19 protein-coding genes are annotated in these 25,713 nt (G+C 64.8%); 12 read left to right on the top strand and 7 right to left on the bottom strand.

The features are described from left to right. Positions 1-39 precede the first annotated feature (39 nt). The 6 genes from DSD28_RS12285 to DSD28_RS12260 all read left to right on the top strand — a co-directional run bounded on the left by DSD28_RS12285 (position 40) and on the right by DSD28_RS12260 (position 6,922). Positions 40-1,491 (top strand): homospermidine synthase, encoded by a 1,452-nt coding sequence (locus DSD28_RS12285; RefSeq protein WP_119256680.1) that lies wholly within the window; start codon positions 40-42, stop codon positions 1,489-1,491. 172 nt (positions 1,492-1,663) lie between these two features. Beyond that, positions 1,664-2,035 carry an outer membrane lipoprotein Omp10 gene (gene omp10 / locus DSD28_RS12280; RefSeq protein ID WP_119256679.1) on the top strand — a complete coding sequence of 124 codons (372 nt, stop codon included), beginning with the start codon at positions 1,664-1,666 and terminating at the stop codon, positions 2,033-2,035. Positions 2,036-2,234: 199 nt separating this feature from the next. Next, complete coding sequence (locus tag DSD28_RS12275; RefSeq protein ID WP_119256678.1) at positions 2,235-4,184, top strand: 5'-nucleotidase C-terminal domain-containing protein; 1,950 nt, start codon at positions 2,235-2,237, stop codon at positions 4,182-4,184. 127 nt (positions 4,185-4,311) lie between these two features. Next, a complete protein-coding gene (gene hemH / locus DSD28_RS12270; protein ID WP_119256677.1) occupies positions 4,312-5,340 on the top strand; it encodes a ferrochelatase in 1,029 nt (342 codons plus the stop codon). 98 nt (positions 5,341-5,438) lie between these two features. Then, the gene (locus DSD28_RS12265; RefSeq protein ID WP_119256676.1) at positions 5,439-6,461 is read left to right on the top strand and encodes an SPFH domain-containing protein; all 1,023 of its coding nucleotides are present in this window, start codon (positions 5,439-5,441) and stop codon (positions 6,459-6,461) included. A gap of 2 nt (positions 6,462-6,463) precedes the next feature. Then, a complete protein-coding gene (locus DSD28_RS12260; protein WP_119256675.1) occupies positions 6,464-6,922 on the top strand; it encodes an NfeD family protein in 459 nt (152 codons plus the stop codon). Positions 6,923-6,927: 5 nt separating this feature from the next. Here DSD28_RS12260 and DSD28_RS12255 read toward each other — a convergent pair whose 3' ends face one another. Beyond that, a complete protein-coding gene (locus DSD28_RS12255) occupies positions 6,928-7,923 on the bottom strand; it encodes a KpsF/GutQ family sugar-phosphate isomerase (protein ID WP_119256674.1) in 996 nt (331 codons plus the stop codon). A gap of 149 nt (positions 7,924-8,072) precedes the next feature. Between DSD28_RS12255 and DSD28_RS12250 the strand changes: the two genes are divergently transcribed. After that, the gene (locus tag DSD28_RS12250) at positions 8,073-9,551 is read left to right on the top strand and encodes an outer membrane beta-barrel protein (protein ID WP_119256794.1); all 1,479 of its coding nucleotides are present in this window, start codon (positions 8,073-8,075) and stop codon (positions 9,549-9,551) included. Here the strand turns inward: DSD28_RS12250 and galU are convergent, their stop codons facing one another. Beyond that, positions 9,552-10,439 (bottom strand): UTP--glucose-1-phosphate uridylyltransferase GalU, encoded by an 888-nt coding sequence (galU, locus tag DSD28_RS12245; RefSeq protein ID WP_119256673.1) that lies wholly within the window; start codon positions 10,437-10,439, stop codon positions 9,552-9,554. A gap of 200 nt (positions 10,440-10,639) precedes the next feature. Between galU and DSD28_RS12240 the strand changes: the two genes are divergently transcribed. Both DSD28_RS12240 and DSD28_RS12235 read left to right on the top strand, forming a co-directional pair. Beyond that, the gene (locus DSD28_RS12240; protein ID WP_119256672.1) at positions 10,640-11,863 is read left to right on the top strand and encodes a lytic murein transglycosylase; all 1,224 of its coding nucleotides are present in this window, start codon (positions 10,640-10,642) and stop codon (positions 11,861-11,863) included. A 138-nt stretch (positions 11,864-12,001) separates the two neighbouring features. Next, a complete protein-coding gene (locus DSD28_RS12235) occupies positions 12,002-13,156 on the top strand; it encodes an SGNH/GDSL hydrolase family protein (RefSeq protein ID WP_119256793.1) in 1,155 nt (384 codons plus the stop codon). Positions 13,157-13,411: 255 nt separating this feature from the next. On the opposite strand, the gene DSD28_RS12230 is transcribed toward DSD28_RS12235, so the two are convergent. After that, positions 13,412-14,869, bottom strand: coding sequence for a glutamate synthase subunit beta (locus DSD28_RS12230; RefSeq protein ID WP_119256671.1), 1,458 nt, complete (start codon positions 14,867-14,869; stop codon positions 13,412-13,414). Between the two features lie 138 nt (positions 14,870-15,007). Then, positions 15,008-19,732 carry a glutamate synthase large subunit gene (gene gltB / locus DSD28_RS12225; protein ID WP_119256670.1) on the bottom strand — a complete coding sequence of 1,575 codons (4,725 nt, stop codon included), beginning with the start codon at positions 19,730-19,732 and terminating at the stop codon, positions 15,008-15,010. Positions 19,733-20,211: 479 nt separating this feature from the next. Here gltB and DSD28_RS12220 point away from each other — a divergent pair, with 479 nt between their 5' ends. After that, the gene (locus DSD28_RS12220) at positions 20,212-21,258 is read left to right on the top strand and encodes a threonine aldolase family protein (RefSeq protein WP_119256669.1); all 1,047 of its coding nucleotides are present in this window, start codon (positions 20,212-20,214) and stop codon (positions 21,256-21,258) included. 74 nt (positions 21,259-21,332) lie between these two features. Here the strand turns inward: DSD28_RS12220 and DSD28_RS12215 are convergent, their stop codons facing one another. Continuing rightward, positions 21,333-21,794, bottom strand: coding sequence for an Hsp20 family protein (locus tag DSD28_RS12215; protein ID WP_119256668.1), 462 nt, complete (start codon positions 21,792-21,794; stop codon positions 21,333-21,335). A gap of 480 nt (positions 21,795-22,274) precedes the next feature. Between DSD28_RS12215 and DSD28_RS12210 the strand changes: the two genes are divergently transcribed. Further along, positions 22,275-23,237 carry an alpha/beta fold hydrolase gene (locus DSD28_RS12210; protein ID WP_119256667.1) on the top strand — a complete coding sequence of 321 codons (963 nt, stop codon included), beginning with the start codon at positions 22,275-22,277 and terminating at the stop codon, positions 23,235-23,237. A gap of 6 nt (positions 23,238-23,243) precedes the next feature. Here DSD28_RS12210 and hisN read toward each other — a convergent pair whose 3' ends face one another. Beyond that, positions 23,244-24,017 carry a histidinol-phosphatase gene (gene hisN / locus DSD28_RS12205; RefSeq protein WP_119256666.1) on the bottom strand — a complete coding sequence of 258 codons (774 nt, stop codon included), beginning with the start codon at positions 24,015-24,017 and terminating at the stop codon, positions 23,244-23,246. 227 nt (positions 24,018-24,244) lie between these two features. Then, the gene (locus tag DSD28_RS12200) at positions 24,245-25,129 is read right to left on the bottom strand and encodes an N-formylglutamate amidohydrolase (protein WP_119256665.1); all 885 of its coding nucleotides are present in this window, start codon (positions 25,127-25,129) and stop codon (positions 24,245-24,247) included. Positions 25,130-25,319: 190 nt separating this feature from the next. Between DSD28_RS12200 and cpdR1 the strand changes: the two genes are divergently transcribed. Further along, positions 25,320-25,682, top strand: a complete 363-nt coding sequence (cpdR1, locus tag DSD28_RS12195) for a response regulator CpdR1 (protein WP_069061148.1) — start codon at positions 25,320-25,322, stop codon at positions 25,680-25,682. Positions 25,683-25,713: the final 31 nt, after the last annotated feature.

Below are 25,713 nucleotides of genomic sequence, written 5' to 3'. Positions count from 1 at the left end.
TGATTTTCAGCGCAAAGCGGCCGTCCGCAGGAGACCCAAATGGCAGACAGCACCTATCCGGTACATGGCGAAATCACCGGCCCGATCGTGATGATCGGTTTCGGCTCCATCGGTCGCGGCACGCTTCCACTGATCGAGCGCCACTTCAAGTATGACCGGAACCGGCTGATCGTCATCGAGCCGCGCGAAGACGACGCCGACGCCGAGCTCTATGCCCGCCACGGCGTTCGCCACATCAAGGCCCATGTCACCAAGGAAAACTACAAGGATCTCCTGAAGCCGCTCCTCACGGAAGGCGAAGGCCAGGGCTTCTGCGTCAACCTCTCCGTCGATACCGGCTCGGTCGATCTCATCAAGTTCTGCCGCAAGCTCGACGTGCTCTACATCGATACGGTCGTCGAGCCCTGGCTCGGCTTCTATTTCGACAAGGACATGAAGAACGCCGACCGCACGAACTACGCCCTGCGCGAAACCCTGCGCAAGGAAAAGGAAAAGCACCCGGGCGGCACGACCGCCGTTTCGACCTGCGGCGCCAATCCGGGCATGGTCTCCTGGTTCGTCAAGCAGGCGCTGCTGAACCTTGCCAAGGACCTCGAAGTCAAGTTCGAAGAGCCCTCGCAGGACGACCGTGAAGGCTGGGCTAAGCTGATGAAGAAGGTCGGCGTCAAGGGCATTCACATCGCCGAGCGCGACACCCAGCGCACCAAGAACCCCAAGCCCTTCAACACCTTCTGGAATACCTGGTCCGTGGAAGGCTTCATCTCGGAAGGCCTGCAGCCGGCCGAACTCGGCTGGGGTACCCATGAGAAGTGGATTCCGAAGAACGCCAAGAAGCAGAAGAAGGGCTGCAAGGCCGCCATCTATCTGGAGCAGCCCGGCGCCAACACGCGCGTGCGCTCCTGGTGCCCGACGCCCGGCCCGCAATACGGCTTCCTCGTCACCCACAACGAATCCATCTCGATCGCCGACTTCTTCACGGTGCGCGACAAGGACGGCGACGTCACCTACCGCCCGACCTGCCACTATGCCTACCATCCCTGCAACGACGCAGTGCTGTCGCTGCATGAAATGTTCGGCAATGGCGGCCACCAGCAGCCGGTGCTGCACGTCCTCGACGAGAATGAGTTGGTCGATGGCGTCGATGAGCTCGGCGTGCTGCTCTACGGCCACGACAAGAACGCCTACTGGTACGGCTCGCGCCTGTCGCTGGAAGAGACCCGCCGCATCGCCCCCTACCAGAACGCGACCGGCCTGCAGGTGACCTCCGCCGTGCTCGCCGGCATGGTCTGGGCGCTGGAAAACCCGAAGGCCGGCATCGTGGAAGCCGACGAGGTCGACTACAAGCGCTGCCTTGAAGTGCAGATGCCCTATCTCGGCCCGGTCGAAGGCCACTACACCGACTGGACCCCGCTCGACGGCCGCCCGGGCCTCTTCCCGGAAGATCTCGACACGAAGGATCCGTGGCAGTTCAGGAACGTTCTCGTTCGCTGAACCGGCCCGTAATTTTCCAAGGAAAGCGCCCGCGGCAATCCCGCGGGCGCTTCGCTTTCAATGGGATAATGCCCGCCGGCCGGGCGGCGCGTCTTGCTTTCGACTTCTCTTCACGGCATGTTCTGGCGAACCGGACGGGTGCTTCGCGCCGCCGAGACTTTGGGAGAACCAGATGAAGCCGATCGCAGCCCTCAGCCTGCTTGCCGCCGCCGCAGCGCTTGCTTCGTGCCAGACGGAACCGGCGCCGCGCAGCCTTCCGGTCGCCCAGCAGCCCATGCAGCAGGGCGTCGAGGGCGCCTGGGTCGATCCGAACGGCATCGTCTCGACCTTCTCGAGCGGCACCTTCACGACGCGCACGACCGACACGAACCAGCTCCTCGCCTCCGGCACCTATATCAAGACCTCGCCGACGCTGGTCGAGATCAACATGACCTCGCTGGTGCGCAACACGCAGTCCAAGGTCAATTGCGCGCTGGTCAGTCAGCACCAGCTCAACTGCACCACGGCCGAAGGGGCGCAGTTCTCGCTGGCGCGCCGCACCTGATCCGGCACCCCGCTTCTCAAAAGGGCCGCAAGGCCCTTTTTTCGTTTCGGGCCGGGTAGCCGGCAGGGACCGTCTTTTCACTTGAAGTTGCTTTCGTCCGGTGGAAACATCCGCCGGCCGGCTGTCATGTTTCCGGCCTATCCGGAAGCCGGGCATGCCCTCCGCGCCATCGGGCGCGGCAACCGAGGAGAACAGGACCATGACGCTTATCCGATCCGGCCTTCTGGCCGCCTCCCTCATCGCGCTCTCCAGCGGTGCGGCATTCGCCGATTACGAGCTGAACATCCTGCATATCAACGACCTGCATTCGCGCATCGAGGCGATCAACAAGTTCGATTCGACCTGCTCGGCCGAAGAGGAAGGCAAGGGCGAATGCTTCGGCGGCGTCGCGCGCCTGAAAGCCGCCATCGATGCCGAGCGCCAGAAGCTTTCCGGCAAGAACGTGCTGCTCCTCAATGCCGGCGACAATTTCCAGGGCTCGCTCTTCTACACGACCTACAAGGGCGCGGCGGAAGCCGAGTTTCTCAACCTCATGAAGTTCGACGCCATGACGGTCGGCAACCATGAATTCGACGACAGCGAGGACGGCCTTGCCACCTTCCTCGACAAGGTCCAGTTCCCCGTCGTCACCGCCAATGTCGCGGCGGGCGCGAGCTCCAAGATCGGCGACCGCATCAAGCCCTTCATCGTCCTCGACAAGGGCGGCCAGAAGATCGGCATCGTCGGCGCGGTCGCCAACGACACCGAGGAACTCTCCTCCCCCGGCCCGAACGTGCTGATCGGCAACGATGTCGCCGACATCACCGCCGCCGTCGCCGAGTTGAAGAAGGAGGGCGTCGACAAGATCGTCGCGCTCACCCATGTCGGCTATCCGCGCGACCTCGCCGCCATCGCCAAGATTCCGGATGTTGACGTCGTGGTCGGCGGCCACTCCCACAGCTTCCTTTCCAGCACGTCGGACAAGGCGGAAGGCCCCTATCCGACGATGGTCGACAATCCCGGCGGCTACAAGGTGCCCGTCGTGCAGGCCGGCGCCTATTCGAAATATCTCGGCAACCTGAAGGTCGTCTTCGACGATGCCGGCTTGGTGAAGGAAGCGACCGGCGCGCCGATCACCATCGATTCCTCCATCAAGCCGGATGAGGCCGTCCTTGCCCGCATCAAGGAACTGTCCGGCCCCATCGACGAGCTGAAGAACAAGATCGTCGCGGAAACCGCCGAGCCGGTCGACGGCTCGCGCGAAACCTGCCGCGCCGCCGAATGCGCCATGGGCAACCTCGTGGCCGACGCCATCCTCGACCGCACGAAGAACCAGGGCATGACCGTCGCCATCACCAATGGCGGGGGGCTGCGTTCCTCCATCGATGCCGGGCCGGTTTCCATGGGCGAGGTGCTCTCGGTGCTGCCCTTCCAGAACACCGTCGCGACCTTCCAGCTCAAGGGCGCCGACCTCGTCGCCGCGCTCGAAAACGGCCTCAGCCAGATCGAGGAAGGCGCGGGCCGCTTCCCGCAGGTCTCCGGCCTGAAATACGCCTTCGACAAGTCGAAGCCGGCCGGCAGCCGTGTCGTCTCGGTCGAGGTGAAGGAGGGCGACGCCTTCGCGCCGCTCGACCCGGGCAAGACCTACGGCGTCGCCTCCAACAACTACCTGCGTGCCGGCGGGGACGGCTATGCCATCTTCGCGAAGGCCGCCGTGACCCCCTATGACTTCGGCCCGAACCTGGAACTGGTGGTCGCCGACTACCTCTCCGCCCACCGCCCCTACAAGCCCTATACCGACGGCCGCATCACCGAGGCCGCCGCCACCGGCATGGCGGAAGGCGCAACCGGAACCGAGACGAAGCCGGCCACCGCTGGCGAGGCGGCAACGCCCGCCGACAGCGGCACGACCGCGACGGAAGGCGCGGCGACGACCGGCAATACCGGGTCCGGCACCACAACGACCGGATCGGAAGCAGCCGCCACGACGGCCGAAGGCGGCGTCGCGGCGGGCGGCAGGCACGTCATCGCACGCGGCGACACGCTCTGGGATCTCGCCAAGGCCGCTTATGGCGATGGCACGCTGTGGCGCAGGATCGCCGAAGCCAACGGCAATCCGCGTCCGCGCGCGCTCCATATCGGCAGGGAGCTCTCGATTCCCGCCAAATAAGGACAATTTGTCTCCACTTTTTCCGCCGGTCCGGGCTTTCCCGGGCCGGCATTTCTTTTTAGAACCGTTCTGAACGAACCGGCTTTCGCCGCGCATGAGAACGACACCAGCACGCACAGGATCCACGATGGACATCGCCGCCAAGCCCGCCAACCATCCGACCGTCAAGCATGGCAAGGTCGGCGTGCTGCTCGTCAATCTCGGCACGCCGGACGGCACCGACTACACCTCGATGCGGCGCTACCTGAAGGAGTTCCTGACCGACAAGCGCGTCATCGAATGGCCGAGGATCGCCTGGTATCCCATCCTCTTCGGCATCGTGCTCAACACGCGCCCCGGCAAGGTCGGCAAGGCTTATGAGACGATCTGGAACAAGGAACGGAACGAGAGCTTCCTGCGCACCTATACCCGCAGCCAGGCCGAGCTGATGGCGAAGTCGCTTTCCGAGCACCCGAATGTCGTCGTCGACTGGGCGATGCGCTACGGCCAACCCTCCATCGCCTCGCGCATGGAGCACCTGCAGAAGGAAGGATGCGAGCGCATCCTCGTCTTCCCGCTCTATCCGCAATATGCGGCGGCGACGACGGCGACCGTCAACGACAAGGCCTTCGAGACCTTGCTGAAGATGCGCTGGCAGCCGGCGCTGCGCACCGTGCCGCCCTATCACGACGATCCCGCCTATATCGACGCCCTCGCCGTCTCCATCGAAAAGCACATCGCAACGCTCGACTGGGAGCCGGAGCGCGTGCTCGCCTCCTTCCACGGCATTCCGAAAAGCTATTTCGAGAAGGGCGACCCTTATTACTGCCAGTGCCAGAAGACCGCGCGGCTGCTGCGCGAGCGCCTCGGCTGGTCGGCGGAGAAGCTGGTCCTCACCTTCCAGTCCCGCTTCGGCCCGGAGGAATGGCTCCAGCCCTATACGGACAAGACCGTCGAGAAGCTGGCCGAGGAGGGCATCAAGCGCATCGCCGTCTTCAATCCGGGCTTCGTTTCCGACTGCCTCGAGACGCTGGAGGAGATCGCCGAGCAGGCCGCCGAGAGCTTCCTGCACAATGGCGGCGAGAAGTTCTCGCACATCCCCTGCCTGAACGATTCCCCGGAAGGCATGGCCGTTCTGGAAAAGGTGGTGCGCCGGGAGCTTTCCGGCTGGGTCTGAGTGCGATAATTCCTCTTCCCGCCCAAATAGACTGGTGTCGCGGAACGTATACCGTAGAGTGGCACCGCGCCGCACCGTCTTTCGTGGAGTAGAAGAACATGCCGTTTGCCGGACTGGATATCGTCGTCATCGCCCTCGTGGTCCTGGTCATCCTGATCCTCTTTGCCGGGATCAAGACTGTCCCCCAGGGCTACCAGTACACGGTGGAGCGTTTCGGCCGCTATACGCGCACGCTGCAGCCCGGCCTCAACCTGATCGTCCCCTTCATCGACCGTATCGGCTCGAAGATGAACGTCATGGAACAGGTGCTCGACATTCCGACGCAGGAGGTCATCACCCGCGACAATGCCAGCGTCTCCGCCGATGCCGTCGCCTTCTACCAGATCCTGAACCCGGCCCAGGCGGCCTATCAGGTCGCCCATCTCGAGCACGCCATCATCAACCTGACCATGACCAACATCCGCTCGGTGATGGGCTCGATGGACCTCGACGAGCTGCTCTCCAACCGCGACAAGATCAACGACCAGCTGCTGCGCGTCGTCGACGAGGCGGCCAATCCCTGGGGCGTGAAGATCACCCGCGTCGAGATCAAGGATATCGCCCCGCCGAAGGACCTCGTCGACGCCATGGCGCGCCAGATGAAGGCCGAGCGCGAAAAGCGCGCGCAGGTGCTGGAGGCCGAAGGCTCGCGCAACGCGCAGATCCTGCGCGCCGAAGGCGCCAAGCAGTCCGCCATTCTCGAGGCCGAGGGCCTGCGCGAAGCCGCCTTCCGCGATGCCGAGGCCCGCGAGCGTCTCGCCGAGGCCGAAGCCAAGGCGACGAAGATGGTCTCCGAGGCCATCGCGGCCGGCAACGTGCAGGCGATCAACTACTTCGTCGCACAGAAATACACCGAGGCCATGGCCGCGATCGGCAAGGCGCCCAATTCGAAGATCGTGCTGATGCCGATGGAGGCCTCCTCGCTGGTCGGCTCGCTCGGCGGCATCGGCGCCATCGCAAAGGAAGTGTTCGGCGACGGCCCGGCCCCGGCGGCCGGTGCCCAGCGCGCGCGCCAGTCCACGCCGGCAACCACCGGCACGGGCTCCTTCCGTAATCCGTTCGACACGCCGCAGGGAACGTGAGCATGATCCAGGGCATCATCGGCGAACTCGGGCCCTGGGCCTGGTGGGTGCTGGGGATCGTTCTCCTGATCCTCGAAGTGCTGCTGCCCGGTGTCTTCCTGGTCTGGATCGGCATCGCGGCCATCGTCACCGGCGTCCTCTCCCTCGCCCTGTGGGGCGAGGCCCTCTGGTCCTGGCATGTGCAATGGCTGGTCTTCGCCGTGCTGTCGCTCGTCTCGGCCCTGATCGGCCGGCGCATCGTCAGCAGAAGCGGAGAGGCCAGCGACCAGCCGCATCTCAACCAGCGGGGCCAGAGCCTTATCGGTCGCACGGCGACGCTGGAGCAGCCGATCACCGAGGGCCGCGGCCGCATCAGGCTCGACGATACGATGTGGAGCGTCCAGGGGCCGGATCTGCCGGTCGGCGCACGCGTGCGCGTCACGGCCAGCAACGGTCGCGACCTCACGGTCGAGCCCGTCTGAGGCCCTTAAGCGGCGCCGATCCTGAGCAGGTCGTGGAAATGCACGATGCCGACGGGGCGGAAGGCCTCGTCGGTGACGATCAGCGCGGAAATGTTATGCTGGTTGAGAAGGCCGAGCGCGGCCGTCGCGAGCGTCGCCGGCTTCACGGTCTTGGGGCTGCGCGTCATCACCTCGTCGACGGTGAGCTCGGAGAGATTGCGCGACAGGTTGCGCGCGATATCGCCGTCGGTGACGATGCCGACCAGCGTCCCCGCCCCGTCGACGACGCCGACGCAGCCGTAGCGCTTCTGCGCCAGCATGTGCACCGCATCCGGCATCGAGGTGCCGAGCGCGACGAGCGGCATGTTCTCGCCGCTGTGCATGATGTCGCCGACATGGGAAAGGCTCGCCCCGAGCTTGCCGCCGGGATGGAAGGTCTTGAAATCCGTCGCCGTGAAGCCGCGCGCCTCCAGCAGCGCGACGGCGATGGCATCGCCCAGCGCAAGCTGCATCAGCGTCGAGGTCGTCGGCGCCAGCCCATGCGGACAGGCCTCCTGCACCTTCGGCAGCAGGAGCACGATATCGGCCGCCCGCGCCAGCGCCGAGCGCTCGCCGGAGGTCATCGCGATCAGCGGAATGGCGAAGCGACGGGAATAGGAAACGATGCCCTGCAGCTCGGCGGTCTCGCCGCTCCAGGACAGCGCCAGGATCACGTCGTCGCGGCCGATCATGCCGAGGTCGCCATGGTTGGCCTCGACGGGATGGACGAAGAAGGACGGCGTGCCGGTCGAGGCGAGCGTCGCGGCGAGCTTCGCGCCGATATGGCCGGATTTGCCGATGCCGGTGACGATCAACCGCCCGGCGATGCCGCCGATGAGGCCGACCGCCTCGCGAAAGACGTCGTGCAGCTCGCCTTCCAGCACCGCGGAAAGGGCGACGAGCCCCGCCTTCTCCGTCTCGATCGTCCGGATCGCGGAGGAAATGGCGCCCTCGACGTCAACTTTTGCCTGTCTTGTGATCATGCCCCTCGTTAGCGTTTTTGCCCGTGCCTGTCCATCGCGGACCGGCGCGCGAAAAGCGCGCGGTTAGCAACCAAGCGTTAACCATGGCGGTTTACGTTCGCTTAGGAAATTCGAGAATCGCAGGCCCCATCATGGCAGAGGCAATGGCAATGGAACGCGAGGCACTGGTGCCCCGCCCGAGACGGCGACTGGCCGGGCTTCTGCTCGCCGGCACCATGCTTGCCGCCGTTCCCGCCGCTGCCCAGCAGGCGAATTCCCTCACGCCCTCCGCCCTCGAGACGCTGGCGGCGGGAGCCGCGGATCCTTCGGCGGGAGCCACGGAAAACCCCGATACGACCGACGCGACCACGACCGCCACGACGCCCCGTCCTGCCCTCAGCGACGAAGCGGTGGCCGCGCTTTCGGATGCCGGCGACCGCGACGGCATCGTCGAGCGGCGCGCCGAGCGGTTGAACCAGCGGGAGAACAGCCTCAGCGGTGTCCGCAACAGCCGGCTCGGCGATCCCTGGGAGCCGGTCGGCGTCCGCGTCGGGACGTTCGTCCTGCGCCCCTCGATCACGCAGGGCATCGGCTTCGAGCGCACGAAAGGCGGAAACACCACGACGAGCCGCACCTATTCCCAGACCGGCTTCCGCGGCTCCCTCACCTCCGACTGGTCGCGCCACCAGCTCACCATCGATGCCGAGGGCGTCTACCAGCGCAATATCAGCGGCACGGGGGAAACCGAGCCTGAGGCGCGGGTGAACGGCGACCTCCGGCTCGACCTCAGCGACGACACCGTCGCCCATATCACCGGCGGCTACGCGTTCGAGCGCGAAAGCGCCACCGATCCCAATGCCATCGTCGGCGCCAGCACCCAGTCCGGCGTGCAGACGCTGTCCGGCGGGGCCAATATCATGCGCGATTTCGGCCTGATCCGCGGCACGTTCGGCGCCAATGTCGAACGGCACACCTACGGTTCGGCAACCGCCACCAACGGCAGCAAGCTGGACCAGTCCTTCCGCAACTATACGGAAGGGACGCTGACGGGTCGGGTCGGCTACGAGCTCTCCCCCGCGCTGATCCCCTATCTCGAAGCCTCGGTGGGCCGCGCGGTCTATGACGACAAGCTTTCGGCCGGATACGAACGCTCCTTCTCGACGCTCGGCGCGCGGGCAGGCCTGGAAATCGATCTCGGGGAAAAGCTGCGCGGCGATCTCGGCGCCGGCTACAAGCGCGCCAAGTTCGACGACAGCCGCCTCGCCGCCCTCGAAGGGCTGACGATGGACGGCGCCGTCAACTGGTCACCGCTGCGCGGCACCGACCTGAGGCTCGGCCTGCGCACGGATCTGGAGCCCTCTTCCACGAGCGGCGAAAGCGGCTACGTCTCCTATGGCACGACGGCCGACCTGACGCATGAGCTGCGCGGCAATCTCGTCGCACGCCTCAGCGCCGCCTATACGCTGCGCGATTTCTCCACGGCGGGCACCGCCAACCAGAACATCTATCTGGTCGGCGCCGGCCTCACCTGGAACATCAACCGCTGGCTGGCGATGACCGGCGACGTCTCCTACGAGGTGACGCGCCAGTCGGGCGCCTCCGATACCGGCATCACGCGTGCCGGCATCGGCCTTGTCCTTCGCCGCTGATTACTTGAGACCCGCGACGAGCTGCTTCAGCGGACCCTCGACGGCCGGGCGGATATCCGCACGGGCGAGCGCGAAGGCGATATTGGCGAGGATGAAGCCATCCTTGGCGCCGCAGTCATAGGTCTCGCCGCGGAAATGATAGGCGGCGAACTTCTGGCTGTCGGCAAGCTTCACCATCGCGTCGGTGAGCTGGATTTCGTTGCCCGCGCCGCGCTCCTGCGTGGAGAGGATCGGGAAGATTTCCGGCTGGAGGATGTAGCGGCCGTTGATGAAGAAGTTGGAAGGCGCGGTGCCCTTCGCCGGCTTCTCGACCATCTGGGTGATGGCGAAACCGTCGCCGATCTTCTCGCCGACGCCGACGATGCCGTATTTGTGCGCCTGGTCGGGCGCGCATTCCTCGACGGCGATGACGTTCGCGCCGCTTTGCTCGAAGAGTTCGACCATGCCCTTCATGCAGCCCTTCTCCGCCTTCATGATCATGTCGGGCAGGAGCAGGGCGAAGGGCTCGTTGCCGACGAGCTCGCGGGCGCACCAGACGGCATGGCCGAGACCGAGCGGCTCCTGCTGGCGGGTGAAGCTGGTGGAACCGGCGACCGGCAGGATGCTTTCGAGCAGCGTCAGCTCGGCCGTCTTGTTGCGCTGGCGCAGCGTCTGCTCCAGCTCGACCTGGATGTCGAAATAATCCTCGATGACCGCCTTGGAGCGGCCCGTCACGAAGATCAGGTGCTCGATGCCGGCATCCAGCGCCTCATCGACGACATACTGGATCACGGGCTTGTCCACGACGGTCAGCATTTCCTTCGGAACGGCCTTGGTGGCCGGAAGGAAGCGGGTGCCGAGGCCCGCCACTGGAAAGACTGCTTTGCGAACCTTACGTGTCTGCGACATTATTCACCTCGTTGTGCCCACGTCCTCATGGCCTGGGCCTAGCCGAGCCCAATTAGAAGCCAATTGCTATTTTTTTACAAAGAGAGACGCGGCAAAAGTTTGATGGTAAAGAATTTGTTGACTTCGTTTTTATAAGTTTTGCGTTCAGCCGGTGGTTCCATGCCGCCGTCCCGAAATTTAAGAAACGGACACGACAGCTGATGACACAGAATCTGAGAACCGTTCTGCGCCGATCCGCGCTCACCCTTCTTCTGTCGGCAGGGCTTCTCGCGCAGGCTTCCATGGCCCGCGCGGCCGATCCCCGCTTCCAGAAATGGATTGCCGATTTCTATGCCACGGCGGCCGACGCCGGCATCAGCAAGTCGACCTACCAGAAGGCCTTTGCCGGCGTGAAGACGCCCGATCCCGACGTGATCCAGAAGGCGACCTACCAGCCGGAATTCACCAACAAGATCTGGGACTATCTCGATTCGCGCGTGAACCCCTACACGGTGAAGATCGGCCGCGAAATGGCGGCCAAGCACGGCCGCACGCTCGCCGCGCTGGAGCGGCATTTCGGTGTCGACCGCAACGTGCTGCTCGCCATCTGGTCGATGGAATCCAACTACGGCGCCGTGCTGAAGAAGGACGACCGGCTGCATTACGTGCCGCGCGCGCTGGCGACGCTTGCCTATGCCGATTCCAAGCGGGCGAACTATGCGCGCAAGCAGCTCATCGCCGCTCTCAAGATCATCCAGCGCGGCGACATCGACGCCGCCGACATGACCGGCTCCTGGGCCGGCGCCATGGGTCACACCCAGTTCATCCCCACGAGCTACCTGATCTACGCCGTCGACGCCGACGGCAACGGCCACCGCGACATCTGGAACTCCGTGCCGGACGCGCTGGCGACCGCCGCGAACCTGCTGGCCAAGAATGGCTGGCAGGCCGGCAAGACCTGGGGCTACGAGATCGTCGTGCCGAAGGGCGGCAACAAATATTCCGGCCAGACGAAGACGCTTGCCCAATGGGCCAAGCTCGGCTTCACGCGCCCGGGCGGCAACGGCTTCAAGAACGGCTCCGACCGGGCCGAGCTCAAGCTGCCGGCGAATGGCGGGCCAGGCTTCCTGATGACCAAGAACTTCTTCGTCATCAAGCGCTACAACGCGTCGGATTCCTACGCGATGGGCGTCGGCATGCTGGCCGACCAGATCGCCGGCTATGGCGGCGTCAAGCAGCGCTGGCCGCGCCCGGACGGCGCGCTCGACATCACGGAAAAGTTCGAGCTCCAGACCCGCCTCAAGGAACTCGGCTATTACGAGGGCGAGGTCGACGGCAATTTCGGCTCCGGCTCCAAGGCCGCCATCCAGGCCTTCCAGAACCGCGTGGGCCTTGCCGCCGATGGCGAGCCGAGCCAGCAGCTCCTGCGGGCGCTGCGCCGCTGACCGAATGCGGTTTCTCGACAGGTTGAGGGGCGCTGCGGCGCCCCTTTTTGCTGGCGGGTGCTTCCGCTCGCCGCCGGCATTTGCCATCATGCCGCCACCGACCGGCCGCAGGATCGCGGCGAGAACGGAGCCTTCACGATGAACAGGACGACGACCACCCGGATTGTGCGCCTCGCCCTCGCGCTGGTGGCGGCCGCAAGCGTCGTCGTCACCTCCCTGCCCGCGAGCGCGCAGGAGCAGCGCCGCGAGCGCAAGACGATCCTCGAGCTTCTCTTCGGCACGCCGAAGCGCAAGGTCGTCGAGCCCGAGCCGCAGATCCAGAAGCCGCGCGCCGTCATCCGCAAGAAGAAGCCGGCCCCGACGGTCGCCAAGAAGGCCGAGCCGCCGCCGGTCGAGAAGCTGCCCGACGCCAAGGTGGTGCTCGTCGTCGGCGACTTCATCGCCGGCAGCCTCGGCGACGGTCTCGACGCCGCCTTCGAGACGACACCCGGCATCCGCGTCGAGCGCCGCACCAACGGTTCCTCCGGCATCGTGCGCGAGGACTATTACAACTGGCCCGCATCGCTTCCCGCCCTGATCGCGGAGACCAAGCCAGCCCTCATCGTCGTCAGCATGGGCGCCAACGACCGCCAGCAGATGACTGTGGCCGGCGAGAAGGAGAAATTCCGCTCCGAGGCCTGGACAAAGGAATACGAGGCGCGCATCGCCCGCATCGCGGCGCTGGCCCGGCAGGATGGCAAGCCGCTGCTCTGGATGGGCATGCCCCCCTTCCAGTCCTCCGCGCTGACCGCGGACATGACGACGCTCAACACCCTCTATCACGCGAGCGCGGAGAAGGCCGGCGGCGAGTTCGTCGACATCTGGGACGGCTTCGTCGACGAGGACGGCAAGTTCGTCATTTCCGGTTCCGACATCAACGGCCAGCAGGTACGCCTGCGCGGCTCCGATGGCATCAACTTCACCAAGGCCGGCAAGCGCAAGCTCGCCTTCTACGTGGAAAAGGAAATCCGCCGCCTGCTCGGCGCTGCCGCCGCCGACGGCCCGGGCCTGCAGGGCGACCTCAAGGACCTCGTCGTCGCGACGCCCCCGGCGGAAGACGCCGAGATCACCAAGACCCAGCCCATCAGCCTCGCCGACCCGGCGCTGGACGGCGGCACCGCCCTCCTCGGCGCCGCGCCGATCAAGGGCACCGGCAAGAGCCTGCGCGACAAGCTGGTGGAAAAGGGCGAGACCGCCGACGCCCCGCTCGGCCGCGTGGACGATTTCCGGCTGGACAAAATGGCGACGCCGTAGGAGAGCAAGGCCCCCTGCGGCGGGACACGGCATTCCGCAAATCACGCAAAGTGCGTTGCTCCCACCAAGCTCACTCCCTCTCCTTCGTCACCCTCGGGCTTGACCCGAGAATCCACGCCACGGGCAAAGCCGTGCCGTGGAGACTGACGAAAGAAACGTGGCGGATTACGGTATTGTCAGCCGATGGAACTGGAGAACGCATGAAGGCGCGTCGGCATACCGGCGCACCCTCTCAAATCGTGGCCCTGTCGAACCTCACCGCGGCAGCGTGGTCGAGCCCATCAGCGCCTCGTCGATGGCCCGTGCCGCCTGGCGGCCTTCGCGGATCGCCCAGACGACGAGCGACTGGCCGCGGCGCACGTCGCCGGCCGTCCAGAGCTTGTCGACCGAGGTCTTGTAATCGCGGTCATTGGCGATGACGTTCGACGAGCCGCGCTTGTCGGTGTTGATCGCAAGCTTGTCACCGAGATCCTTCAGCACGCTGGTGGTGAAGGGGCCGCGGAAGCCGATGGCGATGAAGGCGAGGTCCGCCTTGATGATGAACTCCGTGCCGGGGATCGGCTTGCGGCGGTCGTCCACCTGGCAGCACTTCACGCCCGTCAGCACGCCGTCCTCGTCACCGACGAATTCGAGCGTGCCGACCTGGAACTCGCGCACAGCGCCTTCGGCCTGCGAGGAGGAGGTGCGCATCTTCGTCGCCCAGAAGGGCCAGACGGCGAGCTTGTCTTCCTTTTCCGGCGGCTGCGGGCGGATGTCGAGCTGCGTGACCTTCACCGCGCCCTGGCGGAACGCCGTGCCGACGCAGTCCGACGCGGTATCGCCACCGCCGACGACGACGATGTGCTTGCCGCCGGCAAGGATCGGCGCGGAGGGCCAGCCGACGCTGTCGATGTTCTCGCGGCCGACACGGCGGTTCTGCTGCACGAGGTACGGCATGGCATCATGCACGCCCGCGAAATCGACGCCCGGAATGCCGGCGTCGCGCGGGGTTTCCGAGCCGCCGCAATAGAGCACGGCATCGTGCTCCGCCAGCATCTCGTCCATCGGCTTGTCGACGCCGACATTGACGCCGTAGTGGAAGGTGACGCCCTCGCCGCGCATCTGGTCGACGCGGCGGTCGATGAAGTTCTTCTCCATCTTGAAGTCCGGGATACCGTAGCGCAGCAGGCCGCCGGCCTTGGATTCACGCTCGTAGAGATGGACTTCGTGGCCGGCGCGGGCGAGCTGCTGGGCGGCCGCCATGCCGGCCGGGCCGGAGCCGATGACGGCGACCTTCTTGCCGGTCTTCACCGTCGCCGGCTGCGGCACGATATAGCCCATCTCATAGGCCTTGTCGGCAATCGCCTGCTCGACGGTCTTGATGGAGACCGGCGTGTCCTCGAGGTTCAGCGTGCACGCCTCCTCGCAGGGTGCGGGGCAGACGCGGCCGGTGAATTCCGGGAAGTTGTTGGTCGAATGCAGGTTGCGGATCGCCTCTTCCCAGTTGCCGTTATAGACGAGATCGTTCCAGTCCGGGATCTGGTTGTGCACCGGACACCCGGTCGGACCGTGGCAATAGGGAATGCCGCAGTCCATGCAGCGCGCAGCCTGCTTCTGCACTTCGGGGTCCGACATCGGAATGGTGAATTCGCGGAAATGGCGGATGCGGTCGGAGGCCGGCTGATACTTCATCACCTGCCGGTCGATTTCCATGAAACCAGTTACCTTGCCCACTTCAATAATCCTTGCTCAAGACGGGTGCCTCTCGGGCCCCGTTACCGGTGCGCAGCTCCGCTGTCGTACCGGTGAAGATGAAATCGATCCTGATCGCGTTTCGCGCAATCGGTCAGTGAAGGTAGGTGAACCGCTGCCTCACTCGGCAGCGATCCCCATCCTCATGCGCTCCATCTCTTCGAGCGCGCGGCGATACTCGACCGGCATCACCTTGCGGAATTTCGGACGATACTCGGCCCATTTGTCGAGGATCTCCTTGGCCCGCGGCGAGCCCGTATAGTGCAGGTGGTTCGAGACGAGCTGGTAAAGCCGCTCCTCGTCGTGGCGCGTCATGTCGTCGGACACGTCGACCATGCCCTTGTGCATGAGGTCGCCGCCGTGGTGGTGCAGCTTCTCCAGCATGTCGTCTTCTTCCGGCACCGGCTCCAGCTCGACCATCGCCATGTTGCAGCGGCGGGCGAAATCGCCCTCCTCGTCCAGCACATAGGCGACGCCCCCGGACATGCCGGCCGCGAAGTTGCGGCCGGTCTGGCCGATGACGACGACAACGCCGCCGGTCATGTATTCGCAGCCATGGTCACCCACGCCCTCGACGACCGCGACGGCGCCGGAGTTGCGCACGGCGAAGCGTTCGCCGGCAACGCCGTTGAAGTAGCATTCGCCCGAGATCGCGCCGTAGAGCACCGTGTTGCCGACGATGATCGATTCATGCGGCACCGCGCGGTTGCCGGCCGGGGGACGCACGACGATACGGCCGCCCGAAAGGCCTTTGCCGACATAGTCGTTGCCTGCACCCACCAGATCGAAGGTGATGCCGCGCGCCAGGAACGCGCCGAAGGACTGGCCGGCCGTGCCGTTGAGCGTCACGGAGATCGTGTCGTCCTTCAGGCCCTTGAAGCCGTAGCGCTTGGCCACCTCGCCGGAGAGCATCGCGCCGGCCGAGCGGTCGACGTTCTTGATATCGACCTCGAAGGCGACGGGCGTCTTGGCTTCCAGGGCGGGCTTGGCCTGCGCGATCAGCTTGCGGTCGAGGATATCCTGGATCGGATGGTTCTGCCGCTCGGTCCAATAGGTCGCCTCCTTCGGCGCATCGACCTTGTGGAAGATGCGGGAGAAGTCGAGACCATTGGCCTTCCAGTGCGAGATCATCTTCTCCTTTTCGAGGAGTTCGGAGGCGCCGATGATCTCGTTCAGCGAACGCACGCCGAGCGAGGCCAGGATTTCACGCACCTCTTCGGCGACAAAGAAGAAGTAGTTGATGACGTGCTCGGGCGTGCCCTTGAAGCGCTTGCGCAGCACCGGATCCTGCGTGGCGACGCCGACAGGACAGGTGTTGAGGTGGCACTTGCGCATCATGATGCAGCCGGCCGCAATCAATGGCGCGGTGGCAAAGCCGAACTCGTCCGCGCCGAGCAGCGCGCCGATGACGACGTCGCGGCCGGTCTTGAGACCGCCATCGACCTGCAGGGCGATGCGCGAGCGCAGCTTGTTGAGCACCAGCGTCTGGTGCGTCTCGGCAAGGCCGATTTCCCAGGGGGAGCCGGCATGCTTCAGCGAGGTGAGCGGCGAAGCGCCCGTGCCGCCGTCGAAACCGGCGATGGTGATATGGTCCGCGCGCGCCTTGGCAACGCCGGCGGCAACCGTGCCGACGCCGACTTCCGAGACGAGCTTGACCGAGATATCGGCTTCCGGGTTGACGTTCTTCAGGTCGTAGATGAGCTGCGCCAGATCCTCGATGGAATAGATATCGTGGTGCGGCGGCGGCGAAATGAGGCCGACGCCGGGGGTGGAGTGACGGGTCTTGGCGACCGTCGCATCCACCTTGTGGCCCGGCAGCTGGCCGCCCTCGCCGGGCTTTGCGCCCTGCGCGACCTTGATCTGCAGCATGTCCGCATTGACCAGATACTCGGTGGTCACGCCGAAGCGGCCGGATGCGATCTGCTTGATCGCCGAACGCTCCGGGTTCATCGAACCGTCAGGCAGCGGCATGTAGCGGTCGGCTTCCTCGCCGCCCTCGCCGGTGTTCGACTTGCCGCCGATCCGGTTCATGGCGACGGCAAGCGTCGTATGCGCCTCGCGGCTGATCGAGCCGAAGGACATGGCCCCCGTCGAGAAGCGCTTGACGATATCGACGGCCGGCTCGACCTCGTCGACGGAGATCGGCTTGCGGCCCAGCGCATCCGCGCCCTTGATCGAGAAGAGACCGCGGATCGTGTTCATGCGCAGCGCCGAGGCGTTCACCAGCTCGGCGAATTCCTTGTAGCGGTCGGCGGCATTGCCGCGCACCGCATGCTGCAGCGACGCGATCACGTCCGGCGTCCAGGCATGTTCCTCGCCGCGCATGCGATAGGCATATTCGCCGCCGATATCCAGCGTGTTGGCGAGCAGCGGATCGCGGCCGAAGGCAGCCTTGTGGCGGTTGAAGGTCTCCTGTGCGATTTCGTCGAGACCGATGCCCTCGATGGTCGTCGCCGTGCCGAAGAAATACTTGTCCGTCAGCTCGGAGGAGAGGCCGATGGCATCGAAGATCTGCGCACCGCAATAGGACTGGTAGGTCGAGATGCCCATCTTGGACATGACCTTCAGGATGCCCTTACCGATGGCCTTGATGTAGCGGTAGACCACCTCTTCCGCATCGACCTCCTTCGGGAACTCGCCGCGCTTGTGCATGTCGGTGAGCGTGTCGAAGGCGAGATACGGGTTGATCGCTTCCGCGCCGTAGCCGGCGAGAAGGCAGAAATGGTGCACTTCACGCGGCTCGCCGGTCTCCACGACGAGACCGACCGAGGTGCGCAGGCCCTTGCGGATCAGGTGATGGTGCACGGCAGCGGTCGCCAGCAGCGCCGGGATCGCCACGCGGTCCGGTCCGATCTGGCGGTCGGAGAGCACGATGATGTTGTAGCCCGAGGTGACGGCCTGCTCGGCGCGCTCGCAGAGCCGGTCGAGCATTTCCAGCATGCCGTCCGCACCGCGCGAGACGTCATAGGTGAAGTCGAGCGTCTTGGTATCGAAGCGGTCCTCGACATGGCCGATGGAGCGGATCTTCTCCAGGTCGCCGTTGGTCAGGATCGGCTGGCGCACTTCCATGCGCTTGGCCTTGGCCGCGCCGCCATGGTCGAGGATGTTCGGGCGCGGGCCGATGAAGGAGACGAGGCTCATGACCAGTTCCTCACGGATCGGGTCGATAGGCGGGTTCGTCACCTGCGCGAAGTTCTGCTTGAAATAGGTGTAGAGCAGCTTGGTCTTGTCGGACATGGCCGAGATCGGCGTGTCCGTGCCCATGGAGCCGATCGCCTCCTGACCCGTCGTCGCCATCGGCGACATCAGGAGCCTGGTGTCCTCCTGCGTATAGCCGAAGGCCTGCTGGCGGTCGCGCAGCGACACGTCGCGGCGCAGCGCACGCGGCTCGACCGGGCCGAGGTCCTCAAGGATGATCTGGGTGTTGTCCAACCAGTCGCGATAGGGGTGCTTTTCGGCAAGCGCGGACTTCACCTCCTCGTCGGAGATGATGCGCCCCTCTTCCATGTCAATGAGCAGCATCTTGCCGGGTTGGAGACGCCACTTCTTGATGATGCTCTCTTCCTTGACAGGCAGCGTGCCGGCTTCGGAGGCCAGGATGACGCGGTCATCGTCGGTGACGAGGTAGCGGGCCGGACGCAGGCCGTTGCGGTCGAGCGTCGCGCCGATCTGGCGGCCATCGGTGAAGGCGACGGCGGCGGGACCGTCCCACGGCTCCATCAGCGCGGCGTGGTATTCATAGAAGGCCTTGCGCTCCGGGCTCATCAGCTGGTTGCCGGCCCAGGCCTCGGGGATCAGCATCATGACCGCATGGGCCATGGAGTAGCCGCCGCGCACGAGGAACTCGAGCGCGTTGTCGAAACAGGCCGTGTCCGACTGGCCCTCGTAGGAGATCGGCCAGAGCTTGGTGATGTCGTCGCCGAAGAGCGGCGAGGAGACGGACGCCTGACGGGCCGCCATCCAGTTGACGTTGCCGCGCAGCGTGTTGATCTCACCGTTATGGGCGACCATGCGGTAGGGATGCGCCAGCTTCCACGAGGGGAAGGTGTTGGTGGAGAAGCGCTGGTGCACGAGGGCGACGGCCGATTCGAAGCGCGGATCGGCAAGGTCCTTATAATAGGCGCCCACCTGGTAGGCGAGGAACATGCCCTTGTAGACGATGGTCGTCGAGGAGAGCGAGACGGGGTAGAAGTTGCTCTCTTCGCCTTCGTACTCATCATAGATGCGGTTGGAGATCACCTTGCGCAGCGTGAAGAGCCGGCGCTCGAACTCGCCGTTCGTCGCGGCATCGCGGCCGGCGCCGACGAAGACCTGCACATGGCGCGGCTCGGTGGCGGCGATCTCGGGGGCCTTGGAGAGCGAGGAATTGTCGACCGGCACATCGCGGAAACCGATGAGGACCTGGCCCTCTTCGGCGACGACGTCGGCGATCACCTTCTTGAAGTAATCGACCAGCTTCTCGTCCTGCGGCATGAAGATGTGGCCGACGGCATATTCGCCTGCCTTCGGCAGCGTGATGCCCTGCTTTGCCATCTCTTCGCGGAAGAAGCGGTCCGGAATCTGTACGAGAATGCCTGCACCGTCGCCCATCAGCGGATCTGCGCCGACGGCGCCGCGATGCGTCAGGTTCTCGAGCATGAAGAGCCCGTCCTCGACGATCTGGTGCGACTTCTTGCCTTTCAGATGCGCCACGAAGCCGACGCCGCAGGCATCGTGCTCATTGCGCGGATCATAGAGTCCTTGTTTTTTCGGCAGGCCCGGTGTGGAAGCGCGCGTTTTGGCGCCCGTCGCAGTGGTCTGCGCCCGGGTCTGCCGATAATCATGTGCTTGAGTCTTCACCACCATTGTCTCTCTCCGTGGGCCCGGCATCGTGCGGGCATTCCGTCCGCTCCAGGGGAGCGTCGCCTGTTGCATGAACGGGATGCGGCCGCGAAATGACGGCCGATCCAATGGATCATCGAAACCGTCGGGGCGGCGGGCTTTCGGAACGTGTTCCTCCCGGCGCCGTTTTCGGCGCCTTCCGCGGTGGAAGCGGCGCCTCTTCGGTCTCCTGACCGAAATAGGACAGTAACGCTGTCCTATTTCATGTGCTCTATGCCAGAAACACCCCTAACCCGCAAGGCCATCATGCCAAATAATCACCACATCATGAAGAAAAATTGCCCACACATTCCGCCGCTTGAAATTAAATTACGGGCGTCCGGCGCATTGTTTCCGTTCCTTTCATTTTCGAGGAAAACGGTGCTTTGAGCCAAATCCGGCGATTGATCGCCGTTTTTTCTCCATTATGGTCCGCAAAAGCCCTCAACCGCATTGGAAATCGCATGTTTTTCGCTTCCGACAACTGGGCAGGCGCCCATCCCGACATCGCAGGAAGTCTCGTGGAGGCGGCCGGCGGCTTTGCCTCGGCCTATGGCACGAGCGATCTCGACAAGCGTGTGGAAAAGACTTTTTCGGAGATTTTCGAGCGGGAGGTCGCCGTCTTCTTCGTGGGAACCGGCACCGCGGCGAACTCGCTGGCGCTCGCCAGCTTCAACCGGCCGGGCGGGCAGGTCTTCTGCCACCGCGAAGCGCATGTGAACGTGGACGAATGCAACGCGCCGGAATTCTTCGCGACCGGCTCGAAGCTCGTGCCCATCGACGGCCCCGCCGGCAAGCTTGCGCCCGAAGCGCTCGCCGCCGCCATCGGCCGCTTCCCGCCGAATTTCGTGCATGGCGGCCAGCCGATGGCCGTCACCGTCACCCAGGCGACGGAAGCCGGCACCGCCTATACGCTGGACGAGATCGCCGCCCTTTCGGACGTGACGAAGCAGGCCGGCCTGCCGCTGCACATGGACGGCGCGCGCTTCGCCAATGCCCTCGTCCATCTCGGCGCCACGCCGGCGGAAATGACCTGGAAGCGCGGCGTGGACATCCTCTCCTTCGGCGGCACCAAGAATGGCTGCTGGTGTGCGGAAGCGCTGGTGCTCTTCGACCCGGCCAAGGCCCAGCAGATGCATTTCCTGCGCAAGCGCTCGGCCCAGCTCTTCTCCAAGTCGCGCTTCATCGCCGCCCAGTTCGACGCCTATTTCCGCGACGACCTCTGGCTGAAGCTCGCCCGCCATTCCAACGCCATGGCCGCACGCCTCGCGAGCGGCTTCGCCGCATCCGAAAAGGCACGCCTCGCCTGGCCGACGGGCTCGAACGAACTCTTCGCCATCATCCGGAACGACGCGATGAAGGCCCTGCAGGAAAAGGGCGCCGTCTTCTACGACTGGCCGGCCGGCCCTGACCTGAAGGCGACGATGCGCGACGACGAAACGCTCATCCGCCTCGTCACCAGCTTCGCGACGACGGAAACGGACGTCGACGGCTTCCTTTCGGCACTGTGATTCACGCAGGGTAATCCCTCAAACAAAAAGGCGGTGCCTTGCGGCACCGCCCTCTTCATTCCCGAACGAAACGCTCAGTTGGTCTGCGCTTCGATCTGCTTGGCTTCGCGTGCGACGGCAGCGATCTCGATACGGCGCGGCTTGGCGGCTTCCGGGATCTCGCGAAGGAGATCGATGTGGAGCAGGCCGTTCTTCAGCGAAGCGGCGCGCACTTCCACATGGTCGGCGAGCTGGAAGCGGCGCTCGAAGGCGCGCTTGGCAATGCCGCGATAGAGATACTGGCTTTCCTCGGACGCTTCGTCCTTCTTCTCGCCCTTGACCGTCAGCGCATGTTCACGCGCTTCGATCGACAGTTCGCTCTCGTCGAAACCGGCGACCGCCATGGTGATGCGATAGGTGTTTTCGCCGGTGCGCTCGATATTGTAGGGCGGATAGCTCTGGCTCTGGTCCGGCTGGCCGAGGCTGTCGAGCATGGTGAAGAGACGGTCGAAACCGACGGTGGAACGGTAGAGGGGGGAGAAATCGACGTGACGCATGGTGTCCTCCTTCAGAGCAACGTTGCGATCTTCAAAAAGGCTGCCCTGATTTCCGAAGGGGCAGCCCGGTTCATCCGGCCTCCGCCCCATTCTGGCGACGGCAGCCTCGACGGACCCTTTCGGCGCCCGTGAGAATGAGATGGGAATGGCTTCCGGCCCGTTCAAGAGGTTCACTGCAGGCGAAAAACGGTGGTCCTGAAAAAACTTTCGAGATGAACGCCAAATGAACGGCGGTTTCGGATAGCGTTCAGCTTGACCTTGCTAGAACGGCAGCATCGGAAGCGAATACTTTCGACGACCGGGGTGTAACGTCCCTTCCTCCCCGGTTAAATTATGCCGGACTGCATGTGTTGCCACCCCCGTGCCGCATGCGTCCGGCTTTTTTCTTTGACGGCGCGGGAACCAGCGCCTATCCATCGAACAAGCAGTTCCCCCAGCGGTTTTCCGCCCAAGCAAATCGTCGCCGAGCCAGCCCGCCCGATGGATTCCATCCTTTACGCCACCGCCGACAATCCCGTTCCGGAAAACCATTTCGCCGGCTTCCTGGAAGGCCGGGGCGGCGTGAAGCTGCGTTACGCGGTGTTTCGCTCGAAGGAGCGCGAGGCCAAGGGAACCGTCGTGCTGCTGCAGGGCCGCAGCGAGTGCATCGAGAAATATTTCGAGACCATCAACGACCTGACCGCGCGCGGCCTGTGGGTCGCCACCTTCGACTGGCGCGGCCAGGCCGGCTCCGGCCGGCTCATTCCCGGCAATCGCGCCGGGCATGTCACCCGCTTTGCCGAATACGAGGCCGATCTTTCGCTCTTCCTGGAAAAGATCGTGCTGCCGGACGCGCGCCTGCCCTTCTACATCGTCGCCCATTCCACCGGGGCGCTCGTCGCCCTTTCGATGGCGCCGGAGCTGGAGAACCGCATCGAGCGCATGGCGCTCATCGCGCCCTTCATCGCGCTCGCCGGCCAGTCGATGAGCCAGCGCCAGATCGCAGTCATCGCGCGGCTGGCAGCGCTGACCGGCTTCGGCAGGCGCACCTTCCGCAAGGGCGATCCCTCGCTGGAATTCGCGCACAACGTCGTCACCTCCGATGCGCGGCGCTTCGCCCGCAATGCCGCCATCTACGCCGAGCATCCCGAGCTTGCGATAAGCTGGCCGACCGCGCGCTGGCTGGACGAGGCGCTGAAGACCATGCGCCGCGTGACGCATCAGGATCACCTGACGCGCATCCGCATTCCCACGCTGCTGCTTTGCCCGACGGCCGATCCGCTCGTCCCGCGCAAGGCCGTCGGCGATCTCGCGCGCATCTTCCGCGCCGCCCGGCTCATCGAGATCGACGGCGCGCGCCACGAATTGCTGCAGGAGGCCGACCGCTACCGCGCCCAGGCGCTGGCCGCGATCGAGGCTTTCATTCCGGGAAGCGACGCCGAGGAAACCAGCCTCGGCGCCTGAAACGCCTCAGGCCCTGAGAAGCGCCATCGCCTCGTCATAGACCTTGCGGCTGCCGGCGGCGATGATCTCGCCGCCCATTTCCGCCGGGCCGCCGTCCCAAGCGGTGATGATGCCGCCCGCCTGCTCGATGACCGGGATGAGGCCGCCGACATCGTAGGGCTTCAGCCCGCATTCGACGACAAGGTCGATATGGCCGGCGGCCAGCAGGGCATAGGCATAGCAGTCGACGCCGTAGCGGAAGAGCCGCACCTTGTCCTGCACGGCCTCGAAGCGGGTCTTGCGGCTCTCGGTGAAGAGATGCGGCGACGTCGTGAACATGATCGCATCCGCAAGGCTTTCGCACGACCGCGTCGACAGCACCTTGCTGCCGTCCGGCCCGGCATAGCGGGAGACCTCGCCGTCGGCGAAGTAGCGCTCGCCGGTGAAGGGCTGGTCGACGAGGCCCATCACCGCCTCGCCGTTGCGGTAGAGGCCGATCAGCGTGCCCCAGACCGGAACGCCGGAAATGAAGGCGCGCGTGCCGTCGATCGGGTCGATGACCCAGACATATTCCCGGTCGAGGCCGACCGAGCCGTGCTCTTCGCCGAGAATGCCGTGGCCGGGAAAATGCTCCTCGATGATGGCGCGGATGGCCGCCTCGGCGGCGCGGTCGCCCTCCGTCACCGGATCGAAGCCGGCGGCCTCCTTGTTGACGACATCGGCACCGACGCGGAAGCGCGGCAGGGTTTCCTTCCTTGCGGCATCGGCAAGGCGGTCGAAGAAGGCGCGATCAGGCAGCATGGGGATCTCTCGGCGGGAGTGGCATACCGTTCCTCCATACTGCATCGATGGGCAAAACGGAACCGCATAGAGCCAGACGACCGTTCACGACGCCACTTGACATTTGTGCAGTGCAATATTACCTTTTCCTCACAGTCATCCGTGACTGTGGATACCCACTCTTGGGTGTTTCCTCCCTAGACTTTAACCGCGCAGCCTGCGCGGTTTTTTTTGGAAGGAAGGCGGGCCTATTCGGCGGCGAGCGCCCGGTCCGCGGCATATTCCTCCACATGGTCGGAAAAGTCTTGCAGGAAGGCGGAGATCGCCGTCTGCAGCACCGCGAAATCGGGCCTCTTGGCAAGCGTCACCTCATCGACATAGAGGCCGCGGTTCACCTCGATCTGCAGGGCGTGCAGCCCCTTGGCCGGCCGGCCGTAGTGCTCGGTGATGAACCCCCCGGCATAGGGCTTGTTGCGCACGACGGAAAAGCCCATGTCCTCGAGAAGCCGCATGGCGACACGCGAAAGCTCGCCCGAGGCGCTGGTGCCGTAGCGGTCGCCGATGATGAAATCCGGCCGCATGCCGCTGCCCGCGACGCGGATATTTCCGGGCATCGAATGGCAGTCGATGAGCACCGCGAAGCCGAAGGCCACATGGGTGCGCACCACGAGCCGGCGCAGGCACGCATGATAGGGCTTGTAGACATTCTCCACCCGGTCCAGCGCCTCCTCGACGGGAAAGCGGTGGCGGTAGATCTCCATGTTCTCCGCCACGACCCGCGGCACCGTGCCGAGCCCGCCCGCGACGCGGATGGAATTGATATTGGCATAGGACGGCAGCGGCCCGTCGAACATGCGCGGATCGAGCTCGTAGGGCTCGCGGTTGACGTCGAGCCAGGCGCGCGGGAAATGCGCGATCAGCATCGGCGCGCCGAGCGCGGGGGCGACCGAGAAGAGCTCGTCGACATAATGGTCTTCCGAGCGGCGGATGCCGAGCGCGTCGAGGCGCGACTGTTCGACAAAGCCCTGTGGATAACGGCGACCGCTATGCGGCGAATTGAAGACGAGGGGCACGCTCTGCGAAACCGGCTCCAGCACTTCGAAGTGGCTGTTTTCGCTCAGGGCCTCCGCCATTGCCATCCTTTACCATGCCTGAAAGTCATTGCCGCGCCCATGTTGCCAGCCGCGTGCGCGCGTGTCCATACTGAGAACCGATGGCCTGGGGCTTGCCCTGCCACATTCACCGGATATTTACCGGAATGAGATTTCGTAACAGTACCGCCCCTCCGTGGGCAGACAACCTTAGCAACGGTTCCCGGATTCCATGACACCCAAGATTCTCCTCGCCGAAGACGATAACGACATGCGCCGCTTCCTCGTGAAGGCGCTCGAAAAGGCGGGCTACCAGGTGCTGTCCTACGACAACGGCGCCAGTGCATATGACCGGCTGCGCGAAGAACCCTTCTCGCTGCTGCTCACCGACATCGTGATGCCCGAGATGGACGGCATCGAGCTGGCGCGCCGCGCCACCGAGCTCGACCCCGACCTCAAGGTCATGTTCATCACCGGTTTTGCCGCCGTGGCGCTGAACCCGGATTCCAAGGCTCCGAAGGACGCAAAGGTCCTTTCCAAGCCGTTCCACCTGCGCGATCTCGTCGACGAGGTCAACAAGATGCTGGCCGCCTAAGGCCCGGAAAAGACCGCAAAAACGGCGCGTA

It is taken from the genome of Shinella zoogloeoides, from assembly GCF_003574625.1.
Taxonomy (GTDB): domain Bacteria; phylum Pseudomonadota; class Alphaproteobacteria; order Rhizobiales; family Rhizobiaceae; genus Shinella; species Shinella zoogloeoides_A.
Note: the sequence above shows the minus strand (reverse complement) of the source record. Positions and strands in the feature narration are given on the sequence as shown.